Annotated in this window: 15 protein-coding genes; 7 read left to right on the plus strand and 8 right to left on the minus strand. The window is 73.7% G+C overall.

Going from position 1 to position 19907, the window contains the following annotated elements; genetic code table 11:
- Window positions 1-174 precede the first annotated feature (174 nt).
- Window positions 175-912 carry a YceI family protein gene (locus tag CC117_RS15915; protein ID WP_071084908.1) on the plus strand — a complete coding sequence of 246 codons (738 nt, stop codon included), beginning with the start codon at window positions 175-177 and terminating at the stop codon, window positions 910-912.
- A gap of 222 nt (window positions 913-1134) precedes the next feature.
- Here the strand turns inward: CC117_RS15915 and CC117_RS15920 are convergent, their stop codons facing one another.
- On the minus strand, window positions 1135-2832 hold the full coding sequence (locus CC117_RS15920) for an MFS transporter (RefSeq protein WP_241830142.1): 1698 nt from the start codon (window positions 2830-2832) through the stop codon (window positions 1135-1137).
- 168 nt (window positions 2833-3000) lie between these two features.
- On the opposite strand from CC117_RS15920, the gene CC117_RS15925 reads away from it, so the two are divergent.
- The gene (locus tag CC117_RS15925; protein ID WP_071085015.1) at window positions 3001-3876 is read left to right on the plus strand and encodes a TetR/AcrR family transcriptional regulator; all 876 of its coding nucleotides are present in this window, start codon (window positions 3001-3003) and stop codon (window positions 3874-3876) included.
- 149 nt (window positions 3877-4025) lie between these two features.
- Window positions 4026-5675, plus strand: coding sequence for a protein kinase family protein (locus tag CC117_RS15930; protein ID WP_071084910.1), 1650 nt, complete (start codon window positions 4026-4028; stop codon window positions 5673-5675).
- A 40-nt stretch (window positions 5676-5715) separates the two neighbouring features.
- On the opposite strand, the gene CC117_RS15935 is transcribed toward CC117_RS15930, so the two are convergent.
- From CC117_RS15935 to CC117_RS15955, 5 genes are all read right to left on the minus strand, one after another.
- Window positions 5716-6195, minus strand: coding sequence for a hypothetical protein (locus CC117_RS15935; protein WP_071084912.1), 480 nt, complete (start codon window positions 6193-6195; stop codon window positions 5716-5718).
- A gap of 80 nt (window positions 6196-6275) precedes the next feature.
- Window positions 6276-7259 carry an alpha/beta hydrolase family esterase gene (locus tag CC117_RS15940; protein ID WP_241830143.1) on the minus strand — a complete coding sequence of 328 codons (984 nt, stop codon included), beginning with the start codon at window positions 7257-7259 and terminating at the stop codon, window positions 6276-6278.
- Window positions 7243-8589 carry a wax ester/triacylglycerol synthase domain-containing protein gene (locus tag CC117_RS15945; protein ID WP_071084913.1) on the minus strand — a complete coding sequence of 449 codons (1347 nt, stop codon included), beginning with the start codon at window positions 8587-8589 and terminating at the stop codon, window positions 7243-7245. The genes CC117_RS15940 and CC117_RS15945 overlap by 17 nt, the downstream gene beginning before the upstream one ends.
- A gap of 227 nt (window positions 8590-8816) precedes the next feature.
- Window positions 8817-9446 carry a DUF4232 domain-containing protein gene (locus CC117_RS15950; RefSeq protein WP_071084915.1) on the minus strand — a complete coding sequence of 210 codons (630 nt, stop codon included), beginning with the start codon at window positions 9444-9446 and terminating at the stop codon, window positions 8817-8819.
- A gap of 139 nt (window positions 9447-9585) precedes the next feature.
- Window positions 9586-10407 (minus strand): helix-turn-helix transcriptional regulator, encoded by an 822-nt coding sequence (locus CC117_RS15955; protein WP_084132232.1) that lies wholly within the window; start codon window positions 10405-10407, stop codon window positions 9586-9588.
- Between the two features lie 142 nt (window positions 10408-10549).
- Between CC117_RS15955 and CC117_RS15960 the strand changes: the two genes are divergently transcribed.
- The 3 genes from CC117_RS15960 (at window position 10550) to CC117_RS15970 (ending at window position 15796) form a co-directional block, all read left to right on the plus strand.
- On the plus strand, window positions 10550-11251 hold the full coding sequence (locus tag CC117_RS15960) for a TetR/AcrR family transcriptional regulator (RefSeq protein WP_241830144.1): 702 nt from the start codon (window positions 10550-10552) through the stop codon (window positions 11249-11251).
- A gap of 1753 nt (window positions 11252-13004) precedes the next feature.
- Window positions 13005-14513 carry an alkaline phosphatase D family protein gene (locus CC117_RS15965; RefSeq protein WP_071084921.1) on the plus strand — a complete coding sequence of 503 codons (1509 nt, stop codon included), beginning with the start codon at window positions 13005-13007 and terminating at the stop codon, window positions 14511-14513.
- A 98-nt stretch (window positions 14514-14611) separates the two neighbouring features.
- Window positions 14612-15796, plus strand: coding sequence for a hypothetical protein (locus CC117_RS15970; protein WP_071085019.1), 1185 nt, complete (start codon window positions 14612-14614; stop codon window positions 15794-15796).
- A gap of 650 nt (window positions 15797-16446) precedes the next feature.
- On the opposite strand, the gene CC117_RS15975 is transcribed toward CC117_RS15970, so the two are convergent.
- Complete coding sequence (locus CC117_RS15975) at window positions 16447-17349, minus strand: LysR family transcriptional regulator (RefSeq protein ID WP_071084923.1); 903 nt, start codon at window positions 17347-17349, stop codon at window positions 16447-16449.
- A 112-nt stretch (window positions 17350-17461) separates the two neighbouring features.
- Between CC117_RS15975 and CC117_RS15980 the strand changes: the two genes are divergently transcribed.
- Window positions 17462-19174, plus strand: a complete 1713-nt coding sequence (locus CC117_RS15980) for an MFS transporter (protein ID WP_084132207.1) — start codon at window positions 17462-17464, stop codon at window positions 19172-19174.
- Window positions 19175-19237: 63 nt separating this feature from the next.
- Here CC117_RS15980 and CC117_RS15985 read toward each other — a convergent pair whose 3' ends face one another.
- Window positions 19238-19861: a ferritin-like domain-containing protein gene (locus tag CC117_RS15985; protein ID WP_198541874.1), complete on the minus strand. Its 624-nt coding sequence runs from the start codon at window positions 19859-19861 to the stop codon at window positions 19238-19240.
- Between the last annotated feature and the right edge of the window lie 46 nt (window positions 19862-19907).

Consider the following 19907-nt stretch of genomic DNA (forward strand, 5'->3'; position numbering starts at 1 on the left):
CGCAGCTCAGGCGGCCATGGCGACGAGAACGGACGGCGACGCCGCCGGCAGACGCGAGCGCGGCAACGTGGCGGAGCGCGACACGCCCCTGACACCGCATCATCAGGTTCCACTCAGGTTGTGTGTGCAACATTGCCGCCAGGAACGTTCGGACCTTCACAAGGCGGGTGACCGGTGGCAGACAGCACGCCTCGCGGAAAGCGGCGCTGGCCGCTGTACCTCATCGGCGCGGTCCTCGCGGTGGCCGTCCTGGTCGTCGGCGGTACCGCGTTCTACATCAACGTCATCAAGGAGGACGCCCCGGAGGAGTTCGCGCTCGACGACCAGGYCACCGGGACGTCGACCGGGGGCTCGACCGCCGAGACGGCCGCCGCCGGATCCCTGGACGGTGCCTGGAAGGTGACCTCGGGCTCGGAGGCCGGCTATCGCGTCGAGGAGGTCCTCTTCGGCCAGAACACGACGGCGGCCGGCCGCACCTCGGACGTCGCCGGCACGATGACCATCTCCGRCACCGAGGTCTCCGAGGCGAACTTCGAGGTCCAGATGGCGACGGTGCGCAGCGACGAGGACCGCCGCGACAACCAGTTCCGCAACCGGATCATGAACGTCGACACCTACCCGGTGTCGGAGTTCACCCTGACCCGGCCGATCGAACTCGGCTCCGTCCCGGCCGGCGACGAGAAGCGCACGTACAAGGCCACCGGCACCCTGAACCTGCGCGGGGTCTCCCGCGAGGTGACCATGGACCTGCAGGCCCAGCGCCTCGGCGACCAGGTCCAGGTGGTCGGCCAGATCCCGGTGACCTTCTCGGACTACGACATCCCGAACCCGAGCATCCCGGGTATCTCCACCGAGGACCACGGGATCATGGAGGTCTCGCTGCGCTTCGCGCGCGGCGAGGCGATCGAGTAGCAGCCGCCGGTGCCGGCCCGACGCCCAGCCCGACGTCCGGGCCGGCTCCGACAGCATGAGCAGGACTTCGCCGGTGCCGGCTCGGTTGCCGGTGCCACGGCGGTGGGCGCCGGGCCGGCAGCGGCCGCTGCGGCGGCACGCCGTGCACCCGCTCCAGCTCGATCTCCTCCGCGTCGGGCACCCGCGGAGCCGGTTTCGTCAGGTCGAGGGATCAGGCGGAGGTCACGCCTCCGCGAGGGCCTCCAGCCGCTCGCGGTCCCCGCGGGGCTGCTCGGCGATCGTCACCGGCACCGCCGGTGGACGTCCGGGAAGCAGGCATGCGACCACGCCGGCGAGCAGCAGAAGCCCGGCCGAGATCACGAAGGCGAGGGAGTACCCGGAGGTCAACGCCTCCGCCTCCAGCGTGCCGGCCGCGAGCCGTCCCTCGCTGTGATGGTGCGCGATGGTCGCCAGGAGCGCCAGGCCGACCGCCGCACCGATCTGCCGACCGGTGTTGAGCAGCCCGGACGCGAGACCGGCGATCTGCGGCGGCACGCCGGACGTCGCCGCCGTGGTCACGGCGACCATGTTGATGCCCATACCCAGGCCGAACAGCGCGAGCGGGCCGAAGACCTGCGTCCAGTACGAGCCGTCGGCGCTCAGGGCGCCGAGCCAGGCCATGCCGGTCGCCGCGGTCAGCGTGCCGGCGATGACGAGCGGACGCGGGCCCAGGCGGCCGACCGTCCGCGAGCTGAACTGCGAGCCGACAATGATCAAGAGTGGCATCGGCAGCATCGAGAGACCGGCCTCGAGCGGCTCCTGGCCCTGGATCCGCTGCAGATACAGGGTGAGGAAGAAGAACAGCCCGAACATGACGGTTCCCATGATCAGAATGATCAGGTTGGCGTAGCGCAGCGCACGGCGCCGGAAGACACCCAGGGGCACCAGCGGGTTGGCCGTCCGTAGCTCGATGACCACGAACGCGGCAAGCAGTGCCACCGCGGCGGCCAGCCAGCCGAGAGTGACCGGGGAGCCCCAGCTGCCCGACTCCGTCCGAACGATGCCGTACACCAGCGCGACCAGGCCGCCGGTGACCGTGACCGTGCCGGGCACGTCCAGATCCCGCACCCCGCGTGCCTGGCCGCGGGACTCGATGAGCGCGATCCGCGCACCCGCGATCAGCGCCAGCCCGATCGGCACGTTGACGAAGAACACCCAGCGCCAGTCCGCGATCTGGGTCAGCAGGCCGCCGGCCAGCACGCCGAGCGCGCCACCGCCGGCAGCGGTCGTGCTCCACAGGCCGAGCGCACGAGCCCGCTCACGCGGATCCGGGAACGAGGTCATCAGCACGCTCAACGTGGCGGGCGCGAGCACCGCGCCGCCGAGCCCCTGCACCGCGCGCGCCGCGATCAGCGTGGCCTCGGTGGTGGCCAGACCACCGGCCAGGCTCGCCGCGGTGAACAGCGTCAGCCCTGTGACGAAGACCCGGCGCCGACCGAACAGGTCCGCGGCCCGCCCGCCGAAGAGCAGGAGGCCGGCGAAGGCGAGGGTGTACCCGTTCACCACCCACTGCAGCCCGGACGCGGAGAGTCCCAGGTCGGACTGCATGGACGGGAGCGCCACGTTCACGATCGTCACGTCCAGGACGACCATGAACTGGGCCAGGCAGCACACGGCCAGCACCGCCCACGCCGGCGCGCGGCGTGCCGGGCCGCGCTTCGGAGCCTGCGCCGCGGCCGGGACCTCCTCCGGCGGCTTCGCCGCCGCAGGTTCGGCCGTGCGAGGCTCAGCCGCTTCAGCTGTTGTCGGCACAGCGGCCGCCGCCGTCCCATCGGCTGCCGCGGAAGCCACCGGAGGAACGGCCGCCGTGGGCTTCTCCACCGCGCCGCCTTCGTCGCCGCTCTCCGCTCCGCTCCCTGCCAGTGCCCCGTCGTCCGCCATCGCGCCTCCCACAGCCCACGCCTGTCGTCGCTGCGGCGGTCCGAAGCTCGGCCCCGCCGCACCGCCCGCCCTGTCCGCGTACGCTTCGTACGCTGTACGGGCAACCAGCCGGTCGAGCGTACGCCGTACGATTGACGCCCCACAAAGACGATGTCCCTGGCGGGTGAGATGAGCACCACAGGCACCGTTCCGGCCGACGTCGAGCGCCCATCCGGCGCGGCCGGAGAGCCGCCCGGTCTGGTCGGCGGCGAGCTCGACGCGGCCCGCGCCGAGCCAGACGCCTTCGGCGACCCGGTTCCCGCCTTCGGCGACCCGGTTCGCACGGACAGCGGGCAGGGCGCGGCGCCCAGACCGCCGACCCGGGCCCGCGAGCGGCAGGCCACGCCCCGCTCCTCCCTCACCTCCGACCGGATCGTGGCCGCCGGCCTGGGGATCGCCGACGCCGAAGGGCTGGAGGCGGTCTCGATGCGCCGCGTCGCGGCAGCGCTCGGGGTCGGCACCATGACGCTGTACACCCATGTCCAGGACAAGGACGCGCTGCTCGCGCTGATGCGGGACGCGCTGTTCGCCGAACATCTCGTCACCGACCTCGGCCCCGACTGGCGCACTGGTCTCACCCGCATCGCCCGGCGGACGCGTGAGTGCCTGCTGAGCCACCCCTGGGTGCTCGCCCTCGGCCTGCGCCCCGCGCTCGGTCCGAACAAACTGCGCCACATCGAGCAGGTACTCGCCGCGGCCTCGGGGATCACCAGCGACACGGCGGCCCAACGGACGATCATCCACGCGGTGGACGACCTCGTCATCGGGTGCGCGACGCAGGAGCTGGCCGCGAAGGCACTCGGCGCCGACGTCCCGCAGCCGATGTGCGGACTGCGCCGCCGCATCGACGCCGACCCGGCGCTGCGCGGGCTCCTCGACAGCGGGGTGTTCCCCCACCTCGCCCAGATGCTGGCCGACGACGCCCCGTTCGCCGCGGAGCGGTTCGAACAGGCGCTGACCTGGCTTCTCGACGGCATCGAACGGACCTACCGCGACGGCACGTGAACACCCGCCCGCGCGCGGGTCAGGACCACACCGGCGGGACCAGCCGTACCGGACGGGGACGATCCGGGCTTCACGGAAACGACCCGAACGACTACCTTCGACCGGGTGAGCACCCTCGGTCAGCCCCGCGTCACCCGTGAAGCGCCGGTATGACGACCGGCCTGCCCTGGCATGCCCAGCCGCCACTCGCGAGCGACCCGACCTCGGTCGGGCCCTACCGCGTGCTCGGCCGGATCGCGCAGGGCCCGGCGGGGCCCGTGCTCCTCAGCCGCGCCGTCGGCGGCGCCTGGGTCGCGCTCCATCTGCCTGACCCGGCCACGGTCCAGGGCACCTGGCCCGAGCCCGCCGCCCGGGAGCAGGCCAAGAAGCGGCTGCGGGCACGGTTCACCGCGGTCGCCGAGCACGCTGCCGCCGCTGCCCACCCCGCCCTCTGTGCTGTCCTGGACGTCGGAGTCATCGGCGACGGCAGCGTCGGCGACGGCCTTCCGTACCTGGTCACCGAGTACGTCGACGGCCCGACGCTGGCCCAGGAGGTTGCCGAGCGCGGGCCGCTGTCCTCCACCGAGCTGAACCGGGTCGCCGTCACCCTGCTCGACCTGCTGGCCTCGCCGGCCGGCGCCGACATCCGGGCGGGTGTGCAGTCGGCCCCGGCGGCCGAGGAGATCGTCCTGTCACTCGCCGGGCCGCGTGTGGTCTCCCTTGGTCTCACGTCCAGGCCGCCCGACGGGAAGGCCGCGGCGGATCCGGCGGGCACCGCCTGGGCCCGTGTGGTCGCCTTCGCCAGTACAGGGCAGCTGGCCCCGCCCGGCTGGCCGCGGCGCAGCGCGGCAGTGGCGGGCACCCGACGCCGCGGCTCCCCGGCGGTCGACCGGACCACCGCGGCGGTCCTCGACGCGCTGCCGCACGGCCGGGCCCGCACGGCGATGCGGGCCGCGGTGGCGGGAGCACCCTGGCTCCCCGACGTCGCAGCGCCGGCGGAACAGCCCCGGGCACTCGCGGCGGGCATCGCCCGGCCGGCCCCGCCGCGGCCCGGCTGGCCGTTCAGGTCCGTCCGCACGGCAGAGGCCGTCCGCACGACGAAGGCCGCACTCGCAGCGGAGCCCGCACGCACTGCGGAGCCCGCACGCGCAGCAGAGCCTGCCCTGGTGGACGGGCGGCGGCCGAGGCCGGCCGCGCGGTGGCGCCCGGTCTCGGCCGCCGCGCTCTGTGCGGTCACAGCGGTCGCGGTCGCCGCCGTCGCCGGCCCCTCGGCCGGCCCGATCACCGCCACCGCCGCGGCACGCACCACGGCGGTGCTGCCCGAGCCGGCCGCGGCCGACCGCCCCGCCCCGCCGCTTCCGGAGCGCCCCCGGCGCGGCGCCACGCCGCGCCCCGCGGCGGAGGAGGCGGAGGTCCCCGGTGCCGGCACCGCCGTCGCACCGGGCAGCTCCGCGAGCATGCCCCCCACGGGCGCCACGGAAGCAACAGAGCCGGCTCTCCCCGCGCAGCTCCCGCAGGCCCCGCCGCGGGTGGCCGCCGCGGCGGAGGTCGCGCCGGGCCCGCAGGCGCCGCGCCCCAGGCCGGCACGGGTTCCTCAGCATGCGGTCCGCCCGGCACCTGACGCTCGACCGGTGCCGGGTGCGGCTGCAGTGGCCCAGCCCGCTCCGCCAGCCCCACCACCACCGGCCGCGGCCGCCGGCACCGGCCCGGCCGGCGCGGCGGTCACCCCCGCGGCCCCGAACCCGCCGCCTCCGGCGCCCGGCCCCACCAGCGGCCTCACGCCGGTACAGATCAGTGTGGTGCCGCTGGCCCCTCGCTGACCCGGGCGATCACCGAACGGGTGACTGCTCGACCGGGCGGTCAGTCGCGCACGGCGCCCTGCGGCCACACCACGTGGACCGGCTTGTTCCTGCTTCGTGCGTAGGCGACGACGTCGCCGGTGCCGGCGTAGTCGCGCGCGGGGCGGCCGTCCCAGACCGCGATCAGCTCGTCCGACTCGTCGACCATCGCCCGGCTGGCGGCCATCAGCGCCTCCAGGTCGACCTCGGCCAGCTCCAGGGTCCGCACCCGGATCGCGGCGCCCCGCAGGCGGTCGTACTCCGGCCGGTGCTCGGCCGGCAGGAAATCCCGGTAGTTCCGTGCGGGGACGACGGCGACGAGGCTGCCGCCGATGGTGAGGATCAGGTCGGCGAAGGTGCTGTCGGTGCCTTCGGCGAGGCAGCTCACCCCGACCAGGTCACCGGACGGGTGCCGGCGTAGCAGCCGCAGCGTCTCGGCGGTCGTGTACTCCGTGATGGTGGGTGACAGGACGCGGTGCCCGGTGATTCCCACGACTGCCATCGCCGATGACATTCCTCTCGTCGGGATACGGCCTCCGTTCGAAGCGTATGCGCGATCTGTCCGCGACCAGGCCGCCTCCGTCAGGGATGCAGCCGGAAGCGCGACACAAAGGCCCAGATCGCCTCGTTCGCGTCGAGATCGCCGTTTCCGCGCCCGAGGATCTGCCCGGGGAGAAGCGGGTCCCCGCCGGGCCAGAGATGGCCACCGCCGACGATCTCGTCGAGGATGACGGGGGTGCCCGGCGGGCATCCGGTGAACTCGTGGCGCACGACGGTGGTGCCGTCGGCCCGGTCGCGGTCCGGCAGCGGGGTGTCCAGGGTGGTCTGCGCGCAGCCGGCGGCGTCCGCCCAGCCGCGGGCACCGGCCTCCGCCTGCCCGTAGTTGATCACCTTGTCCTCGCGGCCGTGGATGACCAGCATCGGCACCGGCACCGGCACCGGCGGCCGGGACGGGCAGCCGACGCCGGGGGCCGACCCGGCGACGGTCGCGAACGCGGCGAAACGGTCCGGGTACCGGCAGGCGAGGCCCTGGGTGAACAGGCCGCCGTTGCTCATGCCCGAGGCGTACAGCCGGGACGGGTCGGCGCCGTACCGGGCGACCACCAGATCGGTCAGCGCACGGACGAAACCGGGGTCGTCAACGGACGGCGCGTCCTGCCCACCGGGTACGCCCTGCCAGCCGATCCCCTCATGCTCGGGGATCACCAGGAGGTAACCCGCACGGTCCGCGAACGCCGCCAGCCCGGCGGAGGCGTTCGCGATCTCCGGCGTCTCGAACATGCCCGGGAAGTGGAACAGCGCCGGCAGCGAGCTGCCCGCCAGGGCCGCCGCGGCCGGCAGATGCACGACGGCGTGGCGGTCGACCCCAGCGTGGCGCAGCCGGATCAGATGCTCCCCGGGGCCCACTCCCGCGCCGGCACCCACCCGACCGGGCCGGGTGGGTCCATCCGCACTTGCCGACGCCGGGGTGAGGCAGGCCGCGACCGCGAGGACAGCCGCCGCAACCACCGTCCTGCTCGCGACCACCGTCCTGCTCGCAGCCGTCGCCTTACCCGCGGCGGCCACGCCGGCCACCCCACTGCCCGTTGCCGCCCAGCAGCGCGCGGACGGCCTCCTCCAGCAGGTTGACCTCCGCCTCCCACAGACCGGCGAGATCTCTGGACCCGGGCAGCCCGGCGTCCGCCGCCGTGCCGACGCTGACGGTGTCGCCGAGGCCGCTGAGATGGCAGGCCAGCCGCTGCCCCGGGAACAACGTCGGGATCGGTACCGCCGCGGTGATCGGCTGACCGGCGACGGCCAGCGGGCCCGGTGCACCAGCCTGGTTGGACACCGACAGCGCGGACGACCGCCCGCTCAGCCCGGCGCCGAACAGGCGGGGGCGGATCCGGGCGGGCAGCAGCTCGAACAGCAGCCGCTCCCCCACCCCGAGGGTGCCGCCCTGCTTGAGCCGGTCGGTGCGATCCCGGACGGCCAGCAGCCGATCGAGGGGCAGCGGCTCGGCGCAGGGCAGGATGATCCGCGCCCCGGCCACGAAGTTCGCGAGCATGGCACGCTCCCCCGGCTGGCGGGTGCTGACCGCCATCGCCACCGGCAGGCCCTCCGTGGCCTGGCCGGTTCCCCCCCAGCGCCGCAGCGCCCCGGCCAGCCCGGCGAGGAAGACGTCGTTGACCGTGCCGCCGACCGGGGCGCCGATGGCCCGCAGCCGGGCCAGGGAGGTCGTGGCCCAGCTGTGGGTGGTCCGCCCGAGCCAGGGGGCGGTGAACGACGCCGACCTGGTGGTGGGAGCCAGCCACTGCAGTGAGCGCGCGACGGCCGCACCGACCTCCCGCGACCGGGCCCGCCCCGGCTCCCGGCGCTGCGGCGGCACGAACGCCGTCGGGTCGGAGCCGACCCCGAACAGCGCCGACAGCACCAGGTTCTTGGCGGTGCCGTCCTGCTGGATGTGGCTCGCCCGGTACAGCAGGGCGAACGCGGTGTCGTCCGCGGAACGCAGCAGCCACAGCTGCCAGGGGGGCCCGGCAACGGGGACGACCGCGCCGCTGCGGCGCTCCACGAAGTCACGCAGCTCCGTGCCGGCGAAACCCGGCTCGCCGGCGCCATCGCCCCCGCTGGGGACGCCGGCGGGCGGGTGCTCCCGAACGAGGTGGCCGAGGTCGACGTYGGGATCCGCGCGCCACCCGTACCGGGCCCGGCGTCCGGGCAGGCAGACCAGCCGCTCGGTGAGCAGTGGGAACCGGAGCAGCCGCTCGGACACCCAGGCCCGCAGCGCCTCGATACCGGGTGCCGGGCCCGTCCCGACGAGCAGGCAGTTGACGTTGATCGGCACGTCGGCGTGCAGAAGCTGGTAGTCGAGCAGGGCGGTGTCGAAGGCGTTGAGGGGGCGGATCCGGTCCATCGGCTGACGCTCGCTTCCTGCCCCGAGGCCACCGACGGTGCGGAGYCACCGCCGGCTCGGAGCTGCTGCGCGGGCTGGACGCCGTCCGGAAACGTAACCCCGGTCCCCGGCCCCGGCGACCCGGCGGCCCGTTTCCGCCCCGCCGGGGCACTCGCCCGGCCGGCGCCACTCGCCCCACTCGCCCGCACGCGCGGGAGGCTCCGCGCGCCGGTCGGCCGCCGCCCGGGTCAGGCAGCCGAGAAGGTGGTCACGGTCAGCTGGTGGACCGCTGGGTCGCGGCAGGTCTGCACTCCGTCGGCCACCGGCGCCAGCACACTGGCCCGGTCGTCTGGCGGGTAGACCCGAAGGCTTGTCCCACGCACCGTCTGATCGGTGCTCTCGCACCCCGGCAGCAGCCCGGGCTGCGTGATGGCCAGCGTCGCGGTCGCCCGGCCACCCGGTGCCAGCGTCACGGGTTCACCCGCCGGCCCGGTCCGGTCGGCCGGTGCCCCGATCTGCCGACCCGCGTCGTCCACGACCGAGACACCGGGGTACCCGGTGATCATGCAGGACGTCGAGCCGTTGTTGGTGAGTACGAGGTGCCCGTACACGTGGCCCGCCGCGCCTTCGAGATCCGCCACGGCCGCGGTGAGGCCGGACGCCGCGCAGGCGGGCGGGCCGTCGCTCATGCCAGTCACCGCCGTGGTCGCCGGGCCGCCCGCGGCCGGCCGGGACGGCGCGCTCACCCCCGCGGTGACCGGGGCGGGCTCGACGGCCTGGTCAGCCTCGCCCTCTCCGCCGCATCCGGTGAGCAGCACTGCGAGTGACGTCACGGCGGCCAGGAGAAAGGGGCCGGATCTGCTTCCAGTGGTGCGCATGCAGACCTGCCTACCCCGCCGCCGTGCCCAGTGACCACCGGGCGGGCCGGTATGACCCCCTTCGGCCTCCCCGGTCGCGCAGCGCCGCACCCGACACCCGACACCCGGCACCCGGCATGACGTGACCGGCCCGGTTCGGTCAGGACGTCCTCGTACCCGGCCGGCGTGGAGACGGCAGGTCCGGCTCGGACTGAGCGGCGGCACCGCCGGTCCGGCGCCGGTACGCGGACGGCTTCTCACCGCAGTGCTGGGCGAACGCCCGCGCGAACGCGCTCGGGTTCTCGAAACCCACCGTGGTGGAGACCTCCAGCACCGACATCGCCGGGTTGGCGAGCAGCGCCATGGCACGCAGCAGCCGTGCCTGCAGGAGGTACTCCCGCCAGGACATGCCCAGCGTGGTCTGGAACTGGCGGCGCAACGTCCGCTCGGAGACCCCGACCGCCCGGCCGACCTCCCCGACCGAGACGGCGTCGAGATGYGCCTGGGTGTAGGCGATCGCCGCCGCCACCACCGGGTCGGACGAGGTCGGCAGGCTCAGCGGGGCCTCGTGCTCCAGTGCCTCGGCGACCAGGTGGCCGAGCGTCCGGAAGAAGCCGTTGGAGACCGGGTCGCCGCCGGGCCGCGCGATCGGCCAGCGCACCGCGTAGATCATCATTTCCCGGATCAGTGGCGGCACCGCCAGGATGCGGGCTCGGGCGTCCGAACGGGGGATGATGCCGGGGTCGAACAGCACGGCGATCGTGCGGGCCCCGGGGTTGAGCGTGGCCTGGTGCTCGAGGCCGGCGGGGATCCACGCGGCCTGCTGGGGCGGGAGCAGGTAGTGGGCGCTCGCCGTCTCCACCTCGACCACGCCGGCCATGGCGTACTCGATCTGGTGCAGGTTGTGGGAGTGCCACCCGGTGACCATTCCCGCACCCTCGTGCAGGTAGCTGCCGCCGAGCGCGGTGCCGCCGCGGCGCATGTCCACCAGGCCGACCCTGACCGTTTCTGCCGGTCTCTCGGTCAGATGAGCAGGTACGGCCATCTCGTCAGGGTAACGGAGCCACGCACCGGCCGGACGGCTTCCACGCGGCGCGTGACCGTCCCGCGACTATGCTGTGCGGGTGCCGAGCTCCTCGCCTCCGGGAACCGGGGAGGCCAGCGCCACCGGCACGGCCCCGGCCCGCCGTCTCGGCGGGGAGGACTCGAAGACCCGCGCGGCGCTCCTCGACGCCACCGCGCAGATCATGCTGGAAGAGGGGTACGCGGCGGTCAGCTCACGCCGGGTGGCCTCCCGGGCGTCCATCAAACCGGCCCTCGTGCACTACTACTTCCGCTCGATGGACGACCTTTTCCTCSCCGTCTTCCGCCGCGGCGCCGAGACGAACCTGGCCCGCCTGCAGCGCGCGCTGAGCTCACCGCGCTGCCTGCGGGCGCTGTGGGCCATCGACATCGACCCGCGCGGAACGGCGATGATGGTCGAGTTCATGGCCCTCGCCAATCACCGCAAGACCATCCGGGCGGAGATCGCCGCCTACGCGGAGCGGTTCCGCGAGGCGGAGCGGGCCGCCCTCGCCACCGTGCTGGCGGCCCGCGGCGTCGATCCCGCCACGCTCCCGCCGCTGGTCGCGACGGTGCTGATGTCGAGTATCTCGCGCGTCCTGGTCATGGAAAGCGCGCTGGGGTTGTCCCTGGGGCATCAGGAGACCCTGGAGGTGGTGGAGCGCTGGCTGGAGGCGCTCGAACCCGCGGATCCCGCCGCGGGCGTAACGGCCGGGCCCGGGACGGTAACGGCGACGGGTTCGGGATCCAGCGGTCCCGGCTGAGACCGACCCGACCAGCTGCGACCCAGCCGACGGCCGAGGCGGAGCGCGCCGGTCACGACGAGGGCGACGGCGGCCCCGAGGAACGGGAAAGCCGGCGGCACATACCGGTAGTCGAAGCCGGCGGTGGCCGGCGGCAGGAGCAGTGCCAGCAGGGCGACCACGGCCAGCAGCAGCAGGGGCGCGCGCAACGCCCGGTCGCGGAGGGAAAGCAGCGCACCGGCCAGCGCCGCCGCCAGCAGCAGCCCGATGGCCGGCGCGGGGACGCGCACGTTCCGCTGGTAGGAGACCAGCCAGCCGGCCGCCGGGTCGTGCGCCGTGGTGATGAACTCTCCCCGCTCGTAGGCACGCAGGTCGGCGGCCTCGGTGGCCTTGCCCGTGATGGGAACCATGGACCCGGCGAAGGAGTAGCGCTCGGCCACCATCCGGCTCGGGTAATCGCTGAGGCGGGACTGGAACGTCCGGCGAAAGTCGTGGGCGACCGTGCGCAGGTAGTCGCCCGGCTGCCGGGTGATCGTGAGGACCGCGAACTCCCGGGCCAGTGCCTCCTTCTCCGGGCTGAACGTGTAGCCGGGAATGTCGAACAGCGGCGTGTCGCCGTGCCAGATGTAGTTGGACGGGACCTGCCGCTCGCCCGGCGGCTCGGCCGGGCACAGTACTCGCAGCCGCTCCGGCGGGTTGAGGACCGAGCAGTCCGCGAACGTCGCCGTCCGGGAGTACAGGAAGACTCCGGTGCTACCGGAGACCGCGAACGTTCCGTGCTCGGCCTGATGCCAGCCGCAGTAGGCCGCGAGCGGCAGCGCCAGGGCGGCCGCGAAGACGCCCGCCGGCCGCCAGCCGGGCCATCGCACCAGCAGCCAGAGCGCGGCCACGGCCGCCAGCGGCAGGCCCACGGATCTGGTCACCGATGCGGCGCTCAGGAACAGGCCGGCACCGAGCGCCCCGAGAACGCCGACCCGCCGGTTCCAGAGCAGACAGACAACGGCACCGACCATCAACGCGGTGAAGAGCGTCTCGGAAAGAATCATGTGTTCGAGCGCGACCTGGTACGCGTCGAGCAGCTGCGGGGCGGCGCCGGCGGCGGCGAGCCAGGCCGGGGTGCCCAGGCGCAGCAGCAGGACGTAGATCGCGACTCCGACCGCGAGCCCGACGAGATGCTGCACGATCACCACCAGCTCGAAGCTGTGGAACGGCAGCAGCAGCCGTAGAAAGAAGCTGTAGCCGGAGGGCCGGACGACATACGGCTCGGGCCGCAGGGCCACGCCCAGGTAGTCGTAACTGTCGTTGAACCAGAGGGCCGGCCGGTACCCGGCAACCGCCACCAGGCGCACCGCGAGACCGGCGGCGAGCAGGACCAGGAACGGGATGTGCCACCAGCCGCCGGTGCGACRCCAGACGGCGCGAAGCGTCGGCCTGTCCCGCTGGGCGCGATGCCTCGCACGTAACACGAGAACCTGGCCCGACACGGTCCGGAGCATAGCGACGCCCGACAACCCAGGCAAATCACTTAGCTCACCCGCTCACGCACTCAGGCGAAAGCCGGCACAGCACTCCGCACACCGGCGACTACATCGAGCCGGCGAAACTTCGAAAAGCGCCGGACCTGCGTTTTCACACAGAACCCGAAGAAGGCGGGGTGAACCCGGCGTTGCCACCAGTACCCGGTTGCCGGCACTGGTGATCCRCGTGGGGAACGATCCATGAACAGTCACCCGAGGGCGCTTCCGGCTTCCGCGCCAGGCCGTAGGAACCACCCATGACCCGACTGAACCGACGGCACGTCCTGCTGGGCGGGATAGCCGGGGTGGGGACGGCGGTGGCCRGCGTGTCCGTGGCCCGCGCCGCGTCCTATCCCTTCACCCTGGGTGTCGCCTCCGGTGAGCCCACCGCGGACGGTTTCGTCCTGTGGACCCGTCTCGCGCCCAGCCCGCTCAGTGCGGACGGCCTCGGCGGCATGTCCAGCACGCCGGTCACCGTGGAGTGGCAGGTGGCGAACGACCAGTACTTCACCCAGCTCGCCGCCAGCGGCTCGGTGAGCGCGGTGGCGGCCTGGGCGCACAGCGTCCACGTCGAGGTCGGCGGCCTGGCCCCGAACCGGGAGTACTGGTACCGCTTCCGCGCCAGCGGGCAGATCTCCCCGGTGGGCCGGGCCCGCACCGCGCCGGCCGTCGGCACCAGCCCGGCACTGACGATGCTGTTCGCCTCCTGCTCGCACTACGAGGCCGGCTACTTCACCGCCTACCGGCGGATGGCCGAGGAGAACCCGGACCTGATCCTGCACCTCGGCGACTACATCTACGAGGGCGGCGCCGGCTCCGGCGTGCGCTCCCACGTGCCCAGCGCCGAGATCAGCTCTCTGGCGAACTACCGGGTGCGGCACGCGCTGTACAAGACCGACGTCGACCTGCAGGCCGCGCACGCCGCCGCGCCGTGGGTGACGGTGTGGGACGACCACGAGGTCGAGAACAACTACGCGAACCTCGTCCGCAACGACGCCAGCCCCGCCGGTGACTTCACCGCCCGGCGCGCCGCCGCCTACAAGGCGTACTACGAGCACATGCCGCTGCGCTCGGCACAGATTCCCGTCAACCAGAACCTGGCGCTGTACCGGCGGCTGCGCTGGGGCAGCCTGGCCACCTTCCACATGCTCGACACCCGCCAGTACCGCAACGACCAGGCCTGCGGCGACGGGACGAAACTCTGCCCCGCCGCCGACGACCCRGCGCGCACACTGACCGGCGCCGCCCAGGAGGCGTGGCTGCTCGACGGCCTGGGCCAGCATCTCGGCACGTGGGACATCCTCGGCCAGCAGGTGTTCTTCGCACAGCGCCTCGCCGCCGCCGACGGCTCGAAGAGCATGGACGCCTGGGACGGTTACACCGCCAACCGCGGTCGCATCCAGCAGGGCTGGCAGGCCCGCGGCAACACGAGCACGGTGGTGCTCACCGGCGACGTCCACCAGTCGTGGGCCGCCGACATCATGGACGACTACACGACCCAGAACCAGGTGATCGGCACCGAGCTGGTGACCACCTCGATCACCTCCGGCGGGGACGGCACCAGCGCCGGGACAGGGCTTTCCAGCCTCAACCCGCACGTGAAGTTCAACTGGAACCGGCGCGGCTATGTCCGCACCGTCACCACTCCCACCCAGATGGCGGTGGACTTCCGCGCCCTCAACCAGGTCACCGTGCGCGGCGCCGCAGTCAGCACGGCGCGCAGCTATGTGATCGAGGCCGGCAACCCCGGCCTGCAGACGGCGTGAGTCGGAGGCCAGACGTGACCAGGAACCAGAATCCGAACCAGAACCAGCAGRCCCGCCGTCGGCGCGTCACCCGCGTGGCGGTGGTCGGGGCCACGGGCATGGCCGCCCTGGTCAGCGCGCTCGCCGCCCCGGCCTCGGCGGACGGCACCACGACCGCCGACGTCACCTGGACGGTCGCCAACTCGGTAGCCACCGGCGACCAGGACAACGCGGAGGTCTCCGCCACCCGCAACGGCTACACCGCCGTCGTCTGGGAGGACGACAGGGACGCCACCGCCCCTGAGAACACCGTGCACACCGAGGTCTTCCTGCGGCTCTACCGCGACGGGACGTCCCTGTTCGAGAAGAAGCTGTCGGCGGGCGGGAGCGGCAACTGGCGGCACGTCCAGCCGGACGTCGCCCTGCACGAGGACGGCACCGCGGTCGTCATCTGGGCCGAGGACCCCGACGGCAACGGCTACTACAACATCGCGGTGCGCGCGGTGAACACCGCCGGGACCGTCACCGGCTCCGCGCAGGCGAACGCGAACGCCGACGGCCAGCAGCTGAACGCCCACGTCGCCGCCGACCCCGACGGACCCGGCTTCGCGGTCGCGTTCGAGGACGTCCAGGGCACCGCGGCGCCGACGGTGCGGGTGTCCGGCTTCGCGTCGATGACGYCCAAGACCTACGAGGCCCAGGTGCACGCGACGGGCGGTACCCATCACCGCCCCGACGTGGCGGTGGACGGCGCCGGCAACGCCGTCGTCGTCTGGGACGAGGACGGCGACGCCAACGGCTCCTTCAACGTCGGCCGCAAGATCCTCACCCCGTCGGGCGGGGTGCGGGTGGCCCAGGCCGTCGCCAACGTGACGACCGGCGGCAACCAGGTCCACCCGTCGGTCGCGACGAACCTCAACGGTGACCAGGTCGTGGCCTGGGAGACCAACCAGAACGGCAGCGCGCAGGTCGGTGCCCGCTCGTTCAGCGCGGCGAACGCGGCGGGCCCCGAGGTCATCCTCCCCGGCACGGACCCACAGACCGGTATCGATGACCAGCGCGGCGCGGTCGTCGCCTGGGCGCAGGACACCGACGTCCACGCCCAGGGCCTCAACCCGGACGGCACGACCACCGGGCGGCTGCCCCGGCTGCGGGTGCACACCACCGCCACCGGGCGCCAGGACGAGCCGGCGCTCGGGGTCAACCCGTGGGGCCAGCTCGTGATCGCCTACACCGACGACAACGACGGCAACCTCTTCGACCAGGTCTACCTCGGCACCGGCCTGGTCAACAGCACCTGGTAGGCCGACCGGGACCCGGCGTCCCAGGACCCGGGGTTCGGGGCTCGACGGTCGGCGGTCGGCGGTCGGCGGTCGGCGGTCGGCGGTCGGCCAAGGTGACATTCATGCCAGAGGACGGCCTCTTCTGCCCGTCGACCGAGCCCACGAACACCATGATCATTGCGTTGGGATTTCTCCAGACGCGGGATATCCGGCCGTTGGACACGGTGGATCTCTGCGCGAGGCCGACGTCCACYAGTGGTGCACCAGACGGGCCCCGCCGACCGCGCCCGTTCGCCCGCCACCGACGACGCACCGCAGGCCTTTCCTGGGTGTCAGAGAACAGCTGGTCAACGGCCTGGCGGCGTCTCTGAAGGACGTCTGAGCGCAGTGGGCCGGTGCGGCGGGCAGCCATCCGTGCGCCGGGGTGGGTGCGGACGTCCCGCGGTCAGCTGCCGGCATGCGCCAGGCAGGTTCTCCGTGTCTGGACGCCGTTCCGGCCCGACGATAGTGCTGTTGGTCGGGGCATCCGGGCGATGGCTGGGGGCCAGTTTCCGACACTGGTGTCACCAGGTGCGGGAAGCACCCGGGCTGCTCCGTGAGCGGCGCGGGGGCCGGCAGGGCCCAGCAGAGCGTGCCGGCGATCGCGATCTCGCCGGAGAGGGTTCGCACCTTCACCGGAGCGTGCGGCCGCCGGCGAAGGCGTGCCGGCAACGATCGACCAGCTCCGAGGCCGCGGGGTTGCGCCCGGCGCGCCAGACGAGGGACAGCAGGGCCGGGGCCTGTACATCCGTGATCGCCACCGCGGTGAGTCGGTCGTGATGCGACTCGACCATCGACCCGACCATGATCGCCACTGCGACGCCGCGAACAGCCAGCGCGGCCAGGGCGCCCGCGGTGCTCACCTCCAGGGTGATCGTGGGCTGGAGGTTCTGGGCGGCGCAGGCCTGGTCGACCATGGCACGCAGCCCGGTGCCGGCGGGCATACAGACCAGCGGGTGGGCGCACACCTCCCGCAACGGGGCGCGTTCCGCCCGGCCCGCCAGCGGGTGCCCGGGGGCGACCGCCGCGACGAGCCGGTCACGGAGGACGACGCAGGAGTCGAGCCCGTCCGGGAGGGGCGCTGCGGCGGCCATCCCGACCAGCGCCACGTCGACGGCACCGTCGCGCACCTGTTCCACGAGACGGTCGGAGCGGCCCTCCTGCAGGTGGATCTCCACTGCCGGCCGCGCCTGGTGGAAGGCTGCGAGCGCGTCGAACAGCGGCTCCAGCGTGCACCCGCTGACCATGCCGAGGGTGACGCGCCCCTGGAGCAGGCCCGTCACCTCGCCGACCGACCGGCTCACCGCGCCGGCGGACGCGAGCGTGACACGGGCGTGGTCGAGGGCGACCCGGCCAGCGGCGGTGAGGGTGATGGCCCGCCCTGAGCGGTCGAGGAGCTCGGCGCCGAGCTCACGTTCCAGCTGGCGGATCTGCGCGCTGACGCCGGACTGGCTGATCCGTACCCGCTCCGCCGCCCGGGTGAAGCTGCGCTCCTCGGCGACCGCGACGAAGTACTCCAGCTGACGCAGCTCCATAACCTCTGATTATAGATCTCAGCAGAACCAGCTGTTGGACTTCTGATCTCAGAAGCGAGACCGTGAACCGGCCCGATCCGCCGATCCACCGACCAGGGACACAGGTACCGCTATGCGCAAATGGTTGCCGCTGCTGACGGTCTGTCTCGGCACCTTCATGCTCCTGGTCGACGTCACGATCGTGAACGTCGCCCTGCCGGACCTGGTCGTCGACCTGGGGGCGTCCCTCACCGCACTGCAGTGGGTGATCGACGCCTACGCCCTTGCCCTGGCCGCGCTGCTGCTGGGCGTCGGTTCGATCGCCGACATCGTCGGGCACCGGCGGATGTACGTCGCCGGGCTGCTGCTGTTCGCCGTCTCGTCACTGCTGTGCGGCCTGGCGCCGAACCCGGAGATGCTGATCGCGGCCCGGGCCGTGCAGGGGGTTGGTGCCGCGGCCATGTTCGCCACCACGTTCGCCCTCCTCAACAGCTCGTACGCGGGGCGGGACCGCGGCACCGCGTACGGCGTGTGGGGGGCGGTGTCAGGGGCGTCCAGCGCGGTCGGGCCGATCCTCGGCGGGCTGCTCACCGAAGGCGTCTCCTGGCGCTGGATCTTCTTCGTGAACCTGCCGGTGAGCGTCGCCGGGATCGCGTTGTGCCTGCTGGTGCTGCGGGACGCGCACCCGCCGCGGCGGGTCCGGGTCGACCTCGGCGGCATCGTGACCTTCACCGGGGCTGCGGGCGGCGTGACCTATGCCCTGATCCGCGCGAACGAGGACGGCTGGTCCGACCTCGGGGTCTGGGTGCTGCTGGCGGCCTCCGCGGTGCTGCTGGCCGCCTTCGTGGGTGTGGAGACGCGGATCCGGGAGCCGCTGTTCGATCTGACCCTGCTGCGTGACCGGAGGTTCGTCGCCGTGCTGCTCACCGGCCTGCTGATGACCTTCGCCGCCTTCGCCGCGTTCACCTACACCTCGATCTGGATGCAGTCCGTCCTCGGCATGGGCCCGCTCGCCGCCGGCCTCACCGGCCTCCCGCTGTCAGCCGCCGCCTTCGCCGTCTCCGCCGGCCTCGGCCGGATGCTGCACGAGCGGCGGCCCGACCGGGTGATCTCCGCGGGCCTGCTGCTCGTCGGCCTCGGCGCGCTGCTCGTCGCCGCCCTGGTGCACGGCTCGGCGCGCTGGGGAGCGGTGCTGCCCGGCTTCGCGGTGATCGGCCTCGGCGTGGGTCTGGTCATCCCGATCCTCGGCTCGGTGTCCATGTCCTTCGTGCCGCCGCAGCGCGGCGGCATGGCCGCGGGCGCGGTCAACACCGCCCGCCAGCTCGGCTACGCCATCGGCATCGCCGTGCTCGGCAACGTCTTCGCCGCCCGGGCGCACGACATCCTCGCCGGTCGGGACGTCCCCCAGCCCGCGCAGGTCGCCCACGCCGTGGCCGGCGGCGGCGCCCCGCAGGTCCTGCAGGGCAGCCCGCCCCCGGCCCGCGAGGCCCTGGACGCAGCGGTGCACGCCGCGGCGGTGGGCGGCGTGCAGCTGACCTTCGCCGTCGCGGGCGCCGTCGGCGTCGTCGCCAGCCTGCTCGTCGCCTACCTCATGCGCCCGCATCCAGCCGACGCCGCCGCGCCCGCGACCGCCGCGCCCGCCGCAACCGCCGCGCCCACGAGCGCCGGGCCCGCGGACACGGACGCGGACACGGACACGGACGCGGGCCCGGCGACTCCAACCGTCGTGGCCCAGGGCCCAGGACGGAAGGACCACGAGGAGGCGGTCAGCACCACGGCGGCGCCGGTACCGGAGGCGCGGCGCCAGGACCAACCGCCGGCTCCGGAATCGACCCCCGCCGGCTGACCGGCTCGCCACCGTCGGTGGGGGGCTCAGACCGCCCAGCCAGTCATCGCCGTTCCCGTGGCCTCACGCGCCCCCGGGACGGCCAGCGGCGGGCCCGAGAACAGCCGCCACGACCGGGCGGAACAGCGCGATGGCATCCGCGAGGAACCGGGTCGGGCGGACATCGAGCAGCCGCAGCGCAGCGCCGTGGTCGGCGGCCACCGCGGCGGCCGCCGGCAGGAACAGCATCCACCAGGCGGCGGCGAGCCCGGCTCGCACCGCGGCGGGCCGCGCCGCGAGATCCACGCGTAGCCGCTGGACGTGGAACGGGACGTGCTGTTCCTCGTCGGCGAGCACGCGCGCGGCGACCTCGCGGGCCAGCGGGTCGGCGGCGCCGTCGCGGACCGCACGGTAGTACCGCAGGGCACACACCTCGGCGACCATCAGCACCATCAGCTCGCGGGAGACGCCGGCCCGGCGGCGCAGTAACCGGAAGACCGAGTCGCTCCAGTGTGCGGCCACAGTCGGTCGGCCCGCGACCGCGAGCAGTCGGCCGAGCAGCCGGGCGTGGTCCTGTTCCTCGGCGACGAACAGGCGTGCCGCCGCCAGGTAGTCGCCGTCGCCGGCAGCCGTGGCGGCCCCGATGAGTCCCGCCCCGTCGCTGCCCTCGCCGAGCTGGAACCGGGCCAGGCTCCGCGCGAGCGGCACGGGAAGCTCCGCCGGCCGCCAGGCGGGATCGGCCCGGCCTCGCCTG

This window comes from Parafrankia colletiae, assembly GCF_001854655.1.
GTDB lineage: Bacteria > Actinomycetota > Actinomycetes > Frankiales > Frankiaceae > Parafrankia > Parafrankia colletiae.

What these genes read in the sequence shown, in the direction of transcription:
- CC117_RS15920 (WP_241830142.1), bottom strand. Translation starts at nt 2,832, where the DNA reads ATGGCGGACGACGGGGCACTGGCAGGGAGCGGAGCGGAGAGCGGCGAC.
- CC117_RS15925 (WP_071085015.1), top strand. Translation starts at nt 3,001, where the DNA reads ATGAGCACCACAGGCACCGTTCCGGCCGACGTCGAGCGCCCATCCGGC.
- CC117_RS15930 (WP_071084910.1), top strand. Translation starts at nt 4,026, where the DNA reads ATGACGACCGGCCTGCCCTGGCATGCCCAGCCGCCACTCGCGAGCGAC.
- CC117_RS15935 (WP_071084912.1), bottom strand. Translation starts at nt 6,195, where the DNA reads ATGGCAGTCGTGGGAATCACCGGGCACCGCGTCCTGTCACCCACCATC.
- CC117_RS15950 (WP_071084915.1), bottom strand. Translation starts at nt 9,446, where the DNA reads ATGCGCACCACTGGAAGCAGATCCGGCCCCTTTCTCCTGGCCGCCGTG.
- CC117_RS15975 (WP_071084923.1), bottom strand. Translation starts at nt 17,349, where the DNA reads ATGGAGCTGCGTCAGCTGGAGTACTTCGTCGCGGTCGCCGAGGAGCGC.
- CC117_RS15980 (WP_084132207.1), top strand. Translation starts at nt 17,462, where the DNA reads ATGCGCAAATGGTTGCCGCTGCTGACGGTCTGTCTCGGCACCTTCATG.